This is a genomic window from Pseudonocardia sp. WMMC193 (genome assembly GCF_021728735.1).
In the GTDB taxonomy this organism is placed as follows: Bacteria; Actinomycetota; Actinomycetes; order Mycobacteriales; family Pseudonocardiaceae; genus Pseudonocardia; species Pseudonocardia oroxyli.
In genome coordinates, this window is record NZ_JAKKDO010000003.1 from 624029 (window position 1) to 638434 (window position 14406).

The 14406-nt window shown below is 75.3% G+C and carries 15 protein-coding genes; 6 read left to right on the forward strand and 9 right to left on the reverse strand.

Translation table 11 applies throughout. The features are described 5' to 3' along the window. Nucleotides 1–61: 61 nt before the first annotated feature. The 3 genes from L3X23_RS04345 to L3X23_RS04355 are packed head-to-tail and all read left to right on the forward strand — an operon-like array spanning nt 62 to nt 2003. Nucleotides 62–709: a glycosyltransferase family 2 protein gene (locus L3X23_RS04345; RefSeq protein ID WP_237190805.1), complete on the forward strand. Its 648-nt coding sequence runs from the start codon at nt 62–64 to the stop codon at nt 707–709. Then, nucleotides 706–1386 (forward strand): DUF2064 domain-containing protein, encoded by a 681-nt coding sequence (locus L3X23_RS04350; protein WP_237190806.1) that lies wholly within the window; start codon nt 706–708, stop codon nt 1384–1386. The genes L3X23_RS04345 and L3X23_RS04350 overlap by 4 nt, the downstream gene beginning before the upstream one ends. Further along, nucleotides 1383–2003 carry a class I SAM-dependent methyltransferase gene (locus L3X23_RS04355; protein WP_308116867.1) on the forward strand — a complete coding sequence of 207 codons (621 nt, stop codon included), beginning with the start codon at nt 1383–1385 and terminating at the stop codon, nt 2001–2003. The genes L3X23_RS04350 and L3X23_RS04355 overlap by 4 nt, the downstream gene beginning before the upstream one ends. A 6-nt stretch (nt 2004–2009) precedes the next feature. Here L3X23_RS04355 and L3X23_RS04360 read toward each other — a convergent pair whose 3' ends face one another. Then, nucleotides 2010–2561: a group 1 truncated hemoglobin gene (locus tag L3X23_RS04360; protein WP_237190807.1), complete on the reverse strand. Its 552-nt coding sequence runs from the start codon at nt 2559–2561 to the stop codon at nt 2010–2012. A gap of 47 nt (nt 2562–2608) precedes the next feature. Further along, on the reverse strand, nt 2609–3619 hold the full coding sequence (locus L3X23_RS04365) for a carbon-nitrogen hydrolase family protein (protein ID WP_237190808.1): 1011 nt from the start codon (nt 3617–3619) through the stop codon (nt 2609–2611). Nucleotides 3620–3838: 219 nt separating this feature from the next. Here L3X23_RS04365 and L3X23_RS04370 point away from each other — a divergent pair, with 219 nt between their 5' ends. Beyond that, nucleotides 3839–4741, forward strand: coding sequence for a helix-turn-helix domain-containing protein (locus tag L3X23_RS04370; protein ID WP_237190809.1), 903 nt, complete (start codon nt 3839–3841; stop codon nt 4739–4741). A 27-nt stretch (nt 4742–4768) separates the two neighbouring features. On the opposite strand, the gene L3X23_RS04375 is transcribed toward L3X23_RS04370, so the two are convergent. Both L3X23_RS04375 and L3X23_RS04380 read right to left on the reverse strand, forming a co-directional pair. Beyond that, on the reverse strand, nt 4769–5812 hold the full coding sequence (locus L3X23_RS04375; protein ID WP_237190810.1) for a sensor histidine kinase KdpD: 1044 nt from the start codon (nt 5810–5812) through the stop codon (nt 4769–4771). A gap of 3 nt (nt 5813–5815) precedes the next feature. Beyond that, nucleotides 5816–6535: a response regulator transcription factor gene (locus L3X23_RS04380; protein ID WP_255733884.1), complete on the reverse strand. Its 720-nt coding sequence runs from the start codon at nt 6533–6535 to the stop codon at nt 5816–5818. An 82-nt stretch (nt 6536–6617) separates the two neighbouring features. Between L3X23_RS04380 and L3X23_RS04385 the strand changes: the two genes are divergently transcribed. Next, on the forward strand, nt 6618–7811 hold the full coding sequence (locus L3X23_RS04385) for a molybdopterin-dependent oxidoreductase (RefSeq protein ID WP_237190812.1): 1194 nt from the start codon (nt 6618–6620) through the stop codon (nt 7809–7811). Beyond that, complete coding sequence (locus tag L3X23_RS04390; protein ID WP_237190813.1) at nt 7808–8242, forward strand: hypothetical protein; 435 nt, start codon at nt 7808–7810, stop codon at nt 8240–8242. The genes L3X23_RS04385 and L3X23_RS04390 overlap by 4 nt, the downstream gene beginning before the upstream one ends. On the opposite strand, the gene L3X23_RS04395 is transcribed toward L3X23_RS04390, so the two are convergent. From L3X23_RS04395 to nirB, 5 genes are read right to left on the reverse strand one after another with little or no spacing between them, the layout of a single operon-like run. Continuing rightward, nucleotides 8214–9548: a hypothetical protein gene (locus L3X23_RS04395; RefSeq protein WP_237190814.1), complete on the reverse strand. Its 1335-nt coding sequence runs from the start codon at nt 9546–9548 to the stop codon at nt 8214–8216. The genes L3X23_RS04390 and L3X23_RS04395 overlap by 29 nt on opposite strands. A gap of 33 nt (nt 9549–9581) precedes the next feature. Continuing rightward, a complete protein-coding gene (locus L3X23_RS04400) occupies nt 9582–10277 on the reverse strand; it encodes a sirohydrochlorin chelatase (protein ID WP_237190815.1) in 696 nt (231 codons plus the stop codon). Beyond that, a complete protein-coding gene (locus L3X23_RS04405) occupies nt 10274–11461 on the reverse strand; it encodes a uroporphyrinogen-III synthase (protein WP_237190816.1) in 1188 nt (395 codons plus the stop codon). The genes L3X23_RS04400 and L3X23_RS04405 overlap by 4 nt, the downstream gene beginning before the upstream one ends. A gap of 50 nt (nt 11462–11511) precedes the next feature. Next, complete coding sequence (gene nirD, locus L3X23_RS04410; RefSeq protein ID WP_237190817.1) at nt 11512–11883, reverse strand: nitrite reductase small subunit NirD; 372 nt, start codon at nt 11881–11883, stop codon at nt 11512–11514. Beyond that, on the reverse strand, nt 11880–14396 hold the full coding sequence (nirB, locus tag L3X23_RS04415; RefSeq protein WP_308116868.1) for a nitrite reductase large subunit NirB: 2517 nt from the start codon (nt 14394–14396) through the stop codon (nt 11880–11882). The genes nirD and nirB overlap by 4 nt, the downstream gene beginning before the upstream one ends. Nucleotides 14397–14406: the final 10 nt, after the last annotated feature.

The window sequence follows — 14406 nt, forward strand, 5'->3', positions numbered from 1 at the left end:
TCACCGATCGGTAAGCACCGGGGACCGATCCGGCCGGCCCGCCGGCACCGAAGATCAGGGTGTGCACCGTGCCGAGATCATCCTCCCGTGCCTCGACGAGGCCGAGGCGCTGCCCGGGGTCCTGGCGGCGCTGCCCGCGGGGTGGCCCGTCCTGGTCGTCGACAACGGCTCCACCGACGACACCGCCGCCGTCGCCGCGGCGCACGGTGCCCGGGTCGTGGTCGAACCCCGCCGCGGCTACGGCGCGGCGGTCCACACCGGACTGGAGCATGCGCGCGAGCCGCTCGTGGCGTTCCTCGACGGCGACGGCTCGCTCGACGCGGACCTGCTCCCCGCGCTGGCCGACGCCGTGGCCACCGGGCGCGCCGACCTCGCCGTGGGCAGGCGGGTGCCCGAACCCGGCAGCTGGCCCTGGCACGCCCGGGCGGGCAACGCGCTGATCGCCGCCGAGCTGCGCCGCCGCGGCGTCCCGGTGCACGACATCGCCCCGATCCGGGTCGCCCGCCGGGAGGCGCTGCTCGGGTTGGGGATCGCCGACCGCGCCTTCGGCTACCCGCTCGAGCTGCTGCTGCGCGCCGGTGCCGCGGGATGGCGGATCGAGGAGCGGCCGGTGCGGTACTCCCGGCGCGGCGGGGGCCGGTCGAAGGTGTCCGGCTCGGTCACCGGCACGGCGCGGGCGGTGCGGGACATGGCGGGGCTGCTGCGATGACGGGCACGCTGATCGTGCTGGCCAAGGCGCCGGTGCCGGGCCGGGTGAAGACCCGGCTCTGCCCGCCCGCCACCCCCGCCCAAGCGGCCGACGTGGCCGCCGCCGCACTGCTCGACACCCTCGACGCCACGGCCGCGGTCCCGGGCTCCCGCACCCTCGTCGCCCTCGCCGGGTCGCTCGACGCGGACACCGCGCGGGTCGGGGAGCTCCGCGCCGCGCTGGGCCGGACCGGGCGGACGACCCAACGCGGCACCGGGCTCGGCGCGCGCATCGTCGCCGCGCACGCGGACGCCGCCGCCCACCACCCGGGGGAGCCGACGCTGCAGATCGGCATGGACACCCCGCAGGTGCATCCGTCGACGCTCGCCGCGGCGCTCGCCGCGCTCGCCGACGTCGACGCGGTGCTCGGCCTGGCTCCCGACGGCGGATGGTGGGCCCTGGGCCTGCGGGACCCCGGATCGGCGGGCCCGGTGGCCGCCGTGCCGATGTCGCGGGCCGACACCGGGGAGAACACCCTGGCGGCCTTGCGGGCGGCCGGGCTGCGGGTCGCGCTGTTGCCCGAGCTGACCGACGTCGACACCGCCGAGGACGCGCTCGCCGTGGCGGCGACCGTGCCCGGATCGCGGTTCGCCGCGGCCGTCGACCGGGTCCCGGGATTCCGCCGGGCCCGGTCGTGACCGCGGGCGCCCCCGTCACGGCCCCCTTCGACGCCGTCCTGACGGGCCTGGGCACCCGGCTGGTCCGCGACGACGGCGTGGTCCTCACCTGGGACCCGGCCCGGTGGCGGGCGGGTGCAGGCCCCGAGGACGACTGGCTGCTCGACCGCTGCACCGGCCCGACCGTCGATCTCGGCTGCGGTCCGGGCCGGATGGTCGCCGCCCTGGTCGGCCGGGGAGTGTCCGCGCTCGGGGTGGACAGCTCGTCGGTCGCGCTCGGCCTGTGTCGTCGCCGCGGCGTCCCGGTGGTGCACCGGGACGTCTTCGCGCGCCTGCCGGGGGAGGGCGGCTGGTCCCACGTCCTGCTGGCCGACGGGAACATCGGGATCGGCGGCGACCCGCTGCGCCTGCTCGCCCGGGCTGCGCGGCTGCTGCGCGGCGGGGGGACGGTGCTCGTGGAGACCGGCCCCGACCCCGACGAATGGTGGTGCGGCACCGCCCGGACCTGCGGGACCGAGGTCCCGTGGGCCTGTGTGGGGGCGGCGGCGCTGCGCCGCCGTGCGCCCGGGGCGGGGCTGCGGGTGGTCGCCGACTCCCCGCCGGGGGAGCGCGGGTTCGTCGAGCTGCGGCGCCGGTGAGCGGGCTCAGGCCGGGGGCCGTCCCTCCCCGGGGACGTCCCGCGTCGCGCCGGGCCGCGGCCAGGTCACGCCGACGCTCTCCATACCCTTCGTGACGTCCATCTCCGAGTGGGCGTTCACGACGTCCCGGAAGGAGGGACTGCCGACCACGACGGGCTTGAACCCCTCGAAGGACACCGACACCTCGTCGCGCAGCTCCTGGGGCAGTCCGAACTGCTCGTAGCACTGCTCGAGGCAGTCGACCATGGCTGCCCAGTGGACGTCGGTCAGGCCCATCCCGCGGTGGACGGTGATCATGTCCCGGCCCCGGTAGTGGACGTCGCCGCCCCAGTGCCGGGACAGGAAGTCGACGAAGTTGCGGTGCTCCTTGTGGAACGTCGACTCCGACATGTGCGCCCAGATGTGGCCGATGTCGGGGTGGCCCATCGCCTTCTTGAGCGCCTCGGCGGCGAAGACGGAGATCGCGTCGTAGCCGCCGAGGCGTTCGTAGAGGGAGGGTCGGGTCCCGGTGGTGGCCGGGGCGGGGTCGGTCGGGGCGTCGGTCGGGGCGTCGGTCATGGAGGGCTCCTCGTCGTCGGGCGGGTCGCGTGGTGGGGGGTGGCGGGTCAGCCGTCGACGAGCTCGGCGAGCTCGCTCTCGGCGCTCGCCGGGGGCGAGAGGGGCCGGTCGACGACCTTGGCCTTGCGGGAGCCGTCGAAGTAGAGCCGGAAGACGTCCGGCCGGGAGTAGTGGCCGACCGGGTCCGCGGCGTTCTTCGCGGCGAGGATCGCCGCGTAGTCGATGTCGGCGAACACCAGGCCCTCATCGGTCGGCGGGATCGGTTCGGCGAGGCTGCGGCCGTCCGGGCCGAAGATGCGGGCGTGGCCGCCGCCGAGGGCGAGGAACTGCTTCTTCAGGTCGGAGTCGGCGAACAGGGCCTGCCCGGCCTCGCCGACGAGCGCGGTCGGCGACAGGACGAAGACCTGCCCCTCCACGGCGTACTGCCGGGCGGCACCGACGTTGACCTCCGGGCCGAGCGCGTGCACCGCCCCCTCGAAGATCGAGAAGCTCGGCCAGGCCGCCACGTGCAGCTGCTCGCCCTGGGAGAACATCGCGTACTTGGCGAGTGGCTGCAGGTGCTCCCAGCAGTGCAGCGCTCCGGTCCGGCCGAAGTCGGTGTCGATCACCTGGATGTCGGAGCCGTCGCCCTCACCGAACAGGGTGCGCTCGACGTGGGTCGGCTTGAGCTTGCGCCGCACGGTGCGGGTCACGCCGTCGCGGCCGATGAAGGACTGGGCGATGTAGGCCGATCCGCGGTCCCGCTCGCTGAACCCGAGTGAGACGGCGATGCCGAGGTCGCGGGCGGCCTTCTCGATCCGGGCGTGGAGCGGGCCGGACGGGTCGAGGGAGTTCTGCAGGTACGGGACCACGAACTGCGACTGCCAGGCGACCGAGTCGAGCCACAGGAACCAGGGGTAGCCGGGGATCCACACCTCGGGGAAGGCGACGATGTCCGCGCCACCGCGGGCCGCCTCGGTCATCAGCGCGATCGTCTTCTCCACGCCGCCCTCGGCGTCGTTCCAGACGGGCTCGGCCTGTACCGCCGCCGCGCGGAACGTGTGGGTGTAGTCGCTCATCGATCTGTCCTGCCTCTCGGGACCGTTCGGACCGCCCCGACGCTAGCGGCGGCGGCGCGGATCACCCCGGCCGTTCCTGCACGACGCCCGACGATCCGTGCACGTCCGCGCGCTGCGCACCGACGATTCCTGCGCCGGAAACACGGGACGCGGTGCGGGTAACCGGCGCGACACGCGGTCGTCGTGGCGGCGGTCACACGCAGTCCCTAGGCTCCTGCCATGTCCGTCGTCACCGTGCGATCCGTCGAGGAGTGGGCGCAGGCGTGCAGCCGGGCGTTCGTCCCGCTGACGGTGCACGGCGGGGCGAGCCGGTTCGGGGCCTCGCTGGAGCAGACCGCGCTCGCCTCCGGTGTCTCGATCACCCGGGTCGCGAGCACCGGCTCGGTGGTCGCGCGCCGGTCCGGCCTGATCGCCCGGGAGCCGCGCGAGGACCTGCTGCTGTCGGTGCACCGGTCCGGGCGGGGCAGCGTCGAGCAGCGCGGCCGGGTCGCCGAGATGCGGGCCGGGGCGGCGGTCGCCTACGACGCCTCGACCCCCTACGTCCTGCGTTTCCCCGGCCGGATGAGCGAGCTGGTGCTGCAGGTGCCCCGAGGGGCCGTCGGCCGGATGGGGAACGCCTTCGCCGACCTGACCGCGACCCCGCTGCCCCCGTCCGGCAGCCTGACGGCGTTGTCGAACCTGATGGCCGCGGTCGGCTCGGCGGAGGGGGCACCCCGCTCCGCCGCCGAGGAGGCGCTCCTGTCGGAGGCGGCGCTCACCCTGCTGCGCGGGGCGCTGCTGCCCACGGGCCGTCCGGCGACCGCACGGATCGAACGCGATGCGCTGGAGCGTGCCATGCGGACGTTCGTCGACGAGCACCTGACCGACCCGGACCTGTCCGTCGAGCGGATCGCCACGGAGTACCACGTGTCGGTGCGCACGGTGCACACCGTGTTCTCCGCCGCGGGTGAGCCGCCTGCCACCCTCGTCCGGCGCAAGCGCCTCGCCCGGGCGCGCGCCCTGCTGGAAGCGGGCGAGCCGGTCGGCCGGGCCGCCCACCGCAGCGGTTTCACCGACCTCGACACGTTCACCCGCGCCTTCCGCCGCCACTACGGCTGCACCCCGTCGGAGGTCCGTCCCTAGCCTCCCGACTCGGACTCGGGACGCGGCTCAGGCCTGGGCGACCCGCCGGGCCGGGGCGAGGTGGGGCAGCTCGATCTCGAAGACGCAGCCCGGACCGTGGTTGCGCACGGTGAGCGCACCGCCGTGGGCCTCGACGAACGCCCGCGCGATCGCCAGCCCGAGACCCGCGCCGGGGCCCTGGCCCGGAGTGCGCGCCTGCTCGCCGCGGAACCCCACGGTGAACACCCGGTCCAGGTCGGCCTCGGGGATGCCCCCGCAGCCGTCCTGGATCCGCAGCCAGGCCCGCCCGTCGCGGACGCCCGCGGCCAGCTCGACCCGCCCGCCCGCGGGGGTGTGCCGCACGGCGTTGGTCAGCAGGTTGCGCACGGCCCGGGTCAGCTCGGAGTCGCTGCCGGACACGACCGGCCAGGCCTGCGGGTCCTCGGCCGCGATCACCACCTGCGCCGCCGCGGCGGCCGCGGACTCGGCGGCGACGGCGTCCGACACCACCTCGCCCAACGCCAGCGGGCTGAGCGTCAGGTGCAGACCGGCGGACGTCGCGCGGGAGAGCTGGAAGAGGTCCTCGACCATGTCCGCCATCCGGTCGGCCTCGCGGCGGATGCGGGCGAGGTACGCGGCCGCCGCCGGGCCGGTGACGATGCCGTCGGCGAGCGCGTCGGTCATCCCGCGGATCCCCGCGAGCGGGGTGCGCAGGTCGTGGCTCATCCAGGCGACGAGCTCGCGGCGGGCCGCCTCGGCGTGGCGCACGGCCGCCAGCTCGGCCGCGTCCGCCTCGCGCTGCCAGAGCGCCTCGTGGGCGAACCGGCTGCCGAGCCACCACGCCACCGGCACGGTCGCCACCCCGACCACCGCGCACACCGCGATCGTCCCGACCAGCTGCGGGGTGTACATCAGGCCGCTCACCCCGACGACCCCGCCGAGTGCGGCGGCCAACGGGACCAGCGCCAGGGCGACCATGGCGGCGGTCATCGAGCGGCGCCGCATCAGGTGCAGCACCACCCCGCCCACCACGGCGACCGGGAGCGCGAACAGCAGCGCCAGCGGAGCGGCGCGCAGCAGCTCGGCCGGCACGGCTCAGCCCTCCCGGTCGTAGCGGTAGCCGGTGCCCCAGATGGTCGCGATGCGGCGCGGCGCCGTCGGGTCCGCCTCGACCTTCTCGCGCAGCCTGCGGACGTGGACCGTCACCGTGGAGCGGTCCCCGAACTCCCAGCCCCACACCTGCGACAGCAGCTCCTCGCGGGTGAACGCCTGCCCGGGATGGGCCAGCAGGAACGCGAGCAGGTCGAACTCCCGGGTGGTGAGCGCGAGGGCGACGCCGTCGAGCGTGGCCTCCCGGCCCGCCGGATCGACCCGCAGCGCCCCGTCGGTGAGCACCGGGGACGCGGCGGGGGTGCCGGTGCGCCGCAGGATCGAGCCGATGCGCAGCACGAGCTCGCGCGGGCTGAAGGGCTTGGTCACGTAGTCGTCCGCGCCCAGCTCCAGGCCCAGCAGCCGGTCGTCCTCCTCGCCGAGCGCGGTCAGCATGACGATCGGCAGGTCACCCTCGGCGCGCAGCACCCGGCAGACCTCCAGCCCGCCGAGGCCGGGGAGCATGAGGTCGAGGACCACGACGTCCGGCGGCGACTCCCGCGCCGCCCGCAGGGCCGCGGGCCCGTCGCCGACCAGCGCGACCTCGTGACCCGCCGCGCCGAGATAGCGGCCGACGACGTCGCGGACGGTCTCGTCGTCGTCGACCACCAGGACGTGTGCGCACACCCGGCTCACGCTAGCCCTGCGGCGGGCGCCGGGGTGCATCCGTCATCGTTCGGTAAGGCCGGCTCACGAGATCCTTACCGCTCGGCCGGACCGCCGGGATCCGCGCCTACGGTCGGCAACCGTGAGCATTCGGATTCGCTGGCGCAGCCCGATCCGCGGGCCGTGGCTGACCTCGGTGTTCGGGCTGGTGCTGCTCTGCGCGCTGCCGGTGGTGATCGTGACCGGGCTGCTGGACTGGGTGGCCTACGGCGCGCAGCCGATCCCGCCGGACGTCGGGTTCCTGCACCTGCCGACCTTCGACTGGCCCACCCGGCCCGCGTGGCTGTTCCGGCTCACCCAGGGCCTGCACGTCGGGTTGGGCATCGTGCTGGTCCCGGTGGTGCTGGCGAAGCTGTGGTCGGTGATCCCGAGGCTGTTCACGGCGCTGCCCCGGGACCCGCTCAAGGCACTGGAGCGGCTGAGCCTGGTCATGCTGGTCGGCGGGATCCTGTTCGAGATCGTGACCGGGCTGCTCAACATCCAGTACGACTACGTGTTCGGGTTCAGCTTCTACGCCGCCCACTACGTCGGGGCCTGGGTCTTCATCGCCGGGTTCGTGCTGCACGTGGCCCTGAAGCTGCCGACGATGGTGCGCAGCCTGCGCTCCCGCTCGCTGCGGGCGGAGCTGCGCACCCCGCTCGCCGAGACCCGGTCCGAGCCGCCGCACGAGCTGGTCGCCCCCGATCCCGATCCGCCCACGATGAGCCGCCGCGGAGCGCTGGCCGTGGTCGGCGGCGGGGTGGTCCTGCTCGCCGGCCTGACGGTCGGCCAGACCGTCGACGCCCTGCGCCCGACCGCGCTGCTGCTGCCGCGCGGCCGGACCGGGCCAGACGACTTCCCGGTCAACCGGACGTTCGCGGCCAGCGGCATCGCCGACGACGCCGTGGGCGCGGACTGGCGGCTGGACCTGGGCGCGGTGCGACTGAGCCGTGCCGAGCTCGCGGCCCTGCCCCAGCACACCGCCGACCTGCCGATCGCCTGCGTGGAGGGATGGTCGACCCGGCAGCGCTGGACCGGGGTGCGGCTGCGCGACCTCGCGGCGATCGCCGGGGTGGAGCAGCCGTCGGGGGCGGCCGTCGCCTCGGTGGAGGAGGGGCCGTTCGCGCGGGCGGCCCTGACCCGCGACCAGGTCCTGCACCCGGACTCGCTGCTCGCCCTGCAGGTCAACGGGGCCGACCTGTCCCGCGACCACGGCTTCCCGGCGCGGGTGATCGTCCCGGCGCTGCCCGGGGTGCACTGCACCAAGTGGGTCGCCGCGATCGGGTTCGCGCCGTGAGGGGCGTCAAGGCGGTCGGGATCGTCGCCTGCCTCGCCCTCGGTGCCTACGCCACGACGATCATCCTGCGCGACCCCACGCTGCACCCGTCGATCCTCGGCATGCTGATCTGGTTCGCCGGGGCGCTGCTGCTGCACGACCTCGTGCTGTTCCCGCTCTACGCCGCCGCCGACCAGGCCCTGACCCTGCTGCCGCCGACCCGGGTGCCGCTGGTCAACCACGTCCGACTCCCGGTGCTGGGCGCCGCCCTGACGTTCCTGGTGTTCCTGCCCGGCATCATCCGGCAGGGCGAACCGGTGGTCCGCGGCGCGACGGGCCTGGACCAGGGGCCGTTCCTGGCGCGCTGGCTCTGGCTCTGCGCGGCGATGGCCGGGGTGTCCGCGCTGGTCTGGATCGTGCGCGTCACCAGACGGTCAGCAGCAGGTGGTTGACGGCCAGGGCGAGCACGGCCTGCGCCACCAGCCACCGGCGCGGGTGCGGCAGCGCGCCGCAGGCCACCGTCGCCCACACCGCGAACGGCAGCCAGATCCGCTCGACCTCGGCCTTCGACATCCCGGACAGGTCGGCCAGCGCGATCGCGGCCACCGCGGCCCCGACCAGCAGCAACGCTGCCCGCGGCAGCGCCGGCGTGCGGCGTAGCGCCGCCACCCCCGCCGGGCCCAGCGCGAAGGCGAGCGCCGCGAGGTTCGCCCACACGAAGTAGGAGTACGGCCGGGTCGCGGCCGCACTCGCCGCGTAGATCACCCGCAGGTCGGCGAAGCCCGCGAACCACCAGAACCCGGCCGCGGTGAACGCGGCCACCACGACGAGCACACCCGCGACCGTCGGGACGAGGACCCGCCACCGCCGCGTCGCCACCAGCACGGCCAACGGGAGCAGCCCGCCCAGGACCAGGCCGTAGGACAGGTAGACGGTGTAGCCCAGCAGCAGCCCGCTGCCGACCGCGGCCGGGGTGCTGCGCCGCGTGGCGGCGAGGGCGAGCAGGGCCACGCCCCACGCCAGCCAGCCGGCGAACAGCCCGTCCGCCGAGACCCCGACCCACACCGCGCCCGGGAACAGCACGGAGAAGGGCAGGACCCGGCGGGCGAGGTCCTCGTGGCCGAGCGCGCGCAACGTCACCGCGACGGCCACGGCCGCGGACGAGCCCACGGCCATCACGACGAGCCCCGCGGCGCCGCCGGAGCCCAGCCCGATCCGGTCCAGCACGGTGAACAGCAGGAACGCGCCGGCGGGGTGCCCGCCGACGTGGGTGGTCCAGAACCACGTCTGCGCGGGGTCGACGGCGGTGGTGAGGATGTGGTCGGAGAAGACCCGCAGCATGGGCCCGATCCCGCCCAGCTCGGCGACCCGCGGCACGTCGGAGAGGTACTCCTCGCCGCTGGTCAGACGCTCGACGACGCCGCGCTGCCAGCCGTCGACCAGCGCGAGCGACAGCGTCCACGCGAACGCCGCGGCCCAGCCCGTCCACAGCAGCGGGGCCCAGCGCAGCCGCGCGGCGAGTCCGGGCCCCCACGCGGCGACCGCGCCCGCCACGACGATGGCCGCGGGCGTGCCCGGCCCGACGTGGGGGAGCCACTGCGCGAGCAGCGGCGGCCACCCCAGGAACAGCTCGACGCCCGAGGCGACGAGCATCCGGCCGACCACCACGGCCGCGGCGACCAGCACCACGACGGCCCCGACGACCGCGAGGTCCGTCCGGGTGCCGCGGTGTTCGGTGCGCGTCCGGGCCTCGGTCACCCGCGCACCGTAGCCGGGGGAGAGCGGGCCGGATCAGGCGGCGGTGCGGACCGCGCCCACGCCCGCCCGGTAGCGCGCGACCACGGCGTCGACCACCGCCGGGTGGGCGCCGAGCGGGGCACCGACGACGTCTGCGCCCGCAGCGAGCAGGCGGTGGTGGAAGACGCCGGGGGCGAGCAGCCAGGAGACCACCGAGACCCGTCGCACGCCCGAGGCGCGCAGGCTCTCGACCAGCGGCTCGATCCGCGGCGTGGCCGTGGCGGCGAAGCCGACGCGGACCGGGCGGCCGAGGGCCTCGGACAGCATCCGGCCCGCCGTGCGGACCTCGTCGAGCGCCGCCGGGTCCGAGGACCCCGCCGCCGCGAGCACCACGGTGTCGCCGATCCGGTGCCCGGCCTCGGCCGACCGGGCGAGGGCGGCCCGGACGAGCAGCGGGTCCGGGCCCAGGGCCGGGGTCAGCACGAACCGGGCCGGATCCACCCCGGCCATCGCCAGCTGCGCGGGCAGGTCGGTGCGCACGTGGTACCCCGAGGCCAGGAATGCGGGCAGGACGACCGCCTCGGCCAGCCCCTCGACCGCGTCGAGCACCGAGGGCCGCCGGACGTCGACGTAGGCGACCCGCACCTCCGCCCGCAGCCGGGCCCGGGCGGCGGCGGCGATCTCCTGGACCACCGCGTCCGCCGCGTCCGACCGCGAGCCGTGGGCGACCAGGAGCAGCGGCGGGGTCACCGGTCCTCCCCGGACACGCAGTGGCCGCCGATCGGGGAGGGGCCCACGGTCGGCAGGGTCGGGTCCAGGGCCAGCCGGTAGCCCCGCTTCACCACGGTCTGGATGAGCTTGGCGCCGCCGAGCCCGGAGCGCAGGCGGGCCATGGCCGTCTCCACCGCGTGCTCGTCGTCCCCGCCGCCCGGCAGCACCGCCAGCAGGTCGGCACGGGACACCACGCGACCGGGGCGCCGGGCGAGGACCCGCAGCAGCGCCATGCCGGTGGGCGGGAGGGCCTTCAGCTCCCCGTCGACCAGCACGGCGTGTCCGCGCAGCTCCAGGGTGTGCCCGGCGATGGGCAGTCTGCGCGCCAGCGAGGGCGCCTCCGACTCCAGCGTGCGCACCATCGCCCCGAGGCGCGAGCGCGGGGGCTGCACCGTGGGGATGTCGACGGCCTCCAGCGGCGCCGCCGTGACCGGCCCGACGCACACGACGAGGACCTTCATCCGCAACGCGGTGATCAGGTCGTCCCGCAGCCCGCGCTCGGCCGCCCGGGCGAGCAGCGAGGCCGCGGCCGGGGCGGAGGTGAAGGTCAGCACGTCGATGCCGCCGGCCAGCACGGTGTCGGTGAGCCGGTCCATCGGGGTGAGGTTCTCCGGCTGCACCCAGCGGTACACCGGGACCTGGACGACCTCGGCCCCAGCGAGCTCCAGGGCCTCGACGACGTCCGGCAGCGGCTCGCCGTGCAGCTGCACCGCGATCCGACGCCCATCGACGCCCTCCTCGAGCAGGTGGTCCAGCACCTCGGCCGAGGACTCCGAGGCGGGCGACCACACCTCGGTCAGCCCCGAGGCCCGGATCTGGCCGCGGGCCTTGGGGCCGCGGGCGAGGACCTGGCTGCGGCCGAGGGCGTCGAGCAGCGCCTCGCCCACGCCCCAGCCGTCCGCGGCCTCGATCCAGCCGCGGAAGCCGATCCCCGTCGTCGCGACGGTGATGTCCGGGGGCCGGGCGATCAGGTCCCGGGTGCGTTGTTCGAGGTCCGCGTCGTCCGCGAGCGGGACGATCCGGATGGAGGGCCCGTGCTGCACGCACGCGCCGCGTCGTTCCAGCATCGTGCCCAGCTCCTCGGCACGACGGGCGGCGGTCACGCCGACGGTGAAACCGGCCAGCGGGGGAACGGGCGCCGCTGCGGTGGTGGGGGCGCTCATCGGGACATTCTCCGGCATCGTCGGGGGCAACGCGAACGCGAGGGGCGTCACTAGGCCAGCCCGACCTGAACGTCGCCGCCGTGGATGCGGACCGGATAGGTCGGCACCGAGCGGCCCTCGACGTCCAGACACCGGCCGTCGAGCAGGCTGAAGGACTCCTTGTACAGCGGCGACGCGACCGTCGGCACGCCGCCGCGGTCGCCCACGATCCCGCGCGAGAGCACCGCGGCGCCGGTCCGCGGGTCGACGTTGCCGAGGGCGAAGAGCCGGTCGTCGTGCAGCCGGAAGACGGCGACCTGGACCTCCCCGAACAGGGCGGCGACGCCGCGCTCGGGCTGCAGCCGCGCCAGCGGGCAGACGGTGCGCCAGTCCCCGTCCTCGCGCGCCTGCCGTGGCTGGACCTGCTCCGACGTGGTGGTCATGCGCGCACCCCCGGGATGCCGATCAGGACGGGATCGCCCGCGCGGGGCGTCGGGACGGGCATGCCGCGCTCGGTGACGAACGAGATCGTGGGATCCGGCGTCTCCGGCGCGTTGACGAAGGACACGAAGCGCTCCAGCTTCTGCGGGTCCTCCAGCACCCCGCGCCACTCGTCGGCGTAGTTCTCGACGTGCGCGGCCATGGCCGCGTCGAGCTCGGCGCCGATCCCGAGCGAGTCCTCCACCAGCACCGCGCGCAGGTGGTCCAGCCCGCCCTCGAGCTCCTCCAGCCAGGGCGCGGTGCGCTGCAGCCGGTCCGCGGTGCGGATGTAGAACATGAGGTAGCGGTCGATCGTGCGGATGAGGGTCTCCTGGTCCACGTCCTGGACGAGGAGCTGGGCGTGCCGGGGGGTGGCGCCGCCGTTGCCACCGACGTAGAGGTTCCAGCCCTTCTCGGTGGCGATGATCCCGAAGTCCTTCGACCGGGCCTCCGCGCACTCCCGCGCGCAGCCGGAGACGCCTGACTTGATCTTGTGCGGGCTCCGCAGGCCGCGGTAGCGCAGCTCCAGCAGCACGGCCATGCCGACCGAGTCCTGCACCCCGTACCGGCACCAGCTCGACCCGACGCAGGACTTCACCGTGCGCAGCGACTTGCCGTAGGCGTGCCCGGACTCGAAACCGGCGTCCACCAGCCGCTTCCAGATCGCGGGCAGCTGCTCGACGCGCGCGCCGAACATGTCGATCCGCTGCCCGCCGGTGATCTTGGTGTAGAGCCCGAAGTCCCGCGCGACCTCGCCGATCACGATCAGGCCCTCCGGCGTGATCTCGCCGCCCGCGATGCGCGGCACCACCGAGTAGGTGCCGTTGCGCTGCATGTTCGCGAGGAAGTGGTCGTTGGTGTCCTGCAGGGCGGCCTGCTCGCCGTCGTGGATGTGGCCGCCGCCGAGCGAGGCCAGGATCGACGCGACGGCGGGCTTGCAGAGATCGCAGCCGCGCCCGGTCCCGTGCCGCTCGACGACCTCGGTGAAGGTCCGCAGGCCCGTCGAGGCGATGATCTGGAACAGCTCGGCGCGCGAGAACGCGAAGTGCTCGCAGATCGCCTTCGAGACCTCGACACCCTCGGTGACCAGCATCTTCTTCAGCAGCGGCACGCAGGACCCGCAGCTGGTGCCCGCCAAGGTGGTGGACTTCAGGTCCGCGACCGTGCACGCGCCGTCCTGGATCGCGGTGCGCAGCACGCCCTTGGTCACCGCGTTGCAGGAGCAGATCTGCGCGGAGTCCGGCAGCGCGTCCGCGCCGAGCTCGACGCCGCCGGGCGCGATCATCGCGACCGGGTCCGCGGGCAGCGCCAGGCCCACCATCGGGCGGAGCGTGGAGTACTTCGAGGCGTCCCCGACCAGCACGCCGCCGAGCAGGGTGCGGGCGTCGTCGGACACCACGAGCTTGGAGTAGGTGCCCGCCACCGGGTCGTTGACCACGACCTCGAGCGCGCCCGGGGACGCGGCGTGCGCGTCCCCGAAGCTGGCCACCTCGACGCCCAGCAGCTTGAGCTTGGTGGACATGTCCAGCTCGTCCGCGGTCATCGCGGCCTCGCCGCCGAGCAGCCGGTCCGCGACCACCTCGGCCATCGCGTAGCCGGGCGCGACCAGCCCGTACGTGCGGCCCTCGAGCGCCGCGACCTCGCCGATCGCCCAGATCGCGGGGTCCGACGTGCGGCAGGTCGCGTCCACCCAGACACCGCCGCGCTCGCCGAGACGCAGGCCCGCCTCGCGGGCGAGCGTGTCGGCGGGCCGGATCCCGGCGGAGAAGACGACGACGTCCGCGTCGAGCTCCACCTCGTCCGACAGGGTGGCGACCAGGCGGTCGGACTCGGCGCGGATCGCCGAGACGGCCACTCCCGTCCGCACCGCGATGTCCTGGGCGGTCACCAGGTTCTTCAGCAGCGCGCCGCCGCCCTCGTCCACCTGCACCGGCATCAGCCGCGGCGCGATCTCCACGACCTGCGGGGACAGGCCGAGCAGCCGCATCGCGCGGGCGGCCTCCAGACCGAGCAGACCGCCGCCGACGACGACCGCGGAGCGCCGCCCCGGACCCGGCCGCGCGACGGCGGCCGCGGCGGCCGCCGAGATCGCGTCCAGGTCGTCCAGCGTGCGGTAGACGAAGCAGCCCGGCAGGTCCCGGCCGGGGACCGGCGGGACGAACGGCACCGAGCCGGTGGCGAGGACCAGGGCGTCGTAGTCCAGCTCGGCGCCCGACGCGGTGACGACCCGGCGGGCGTCCCGGTCGATCGAGACGGCCGGGTCGCCGAGCCGCAGGTCGAGACCCGACAGCTCCGGGAGCCGCAGCTCCTCCTCGGACGCGCCGTCGACGTAGGACGACAGCGCGACCCGGTCGTAGGCGTGCCGACTCTCCTCGCCCAGCACCGTGATGTGCCAGTCGGTCGTCCGGTCCTGCAGCGCGGAGACGAGCCGGTGACCGACCATCCCGTTGCCGATCACGACGAGGTGCTTCGTCACTCGGGGTACC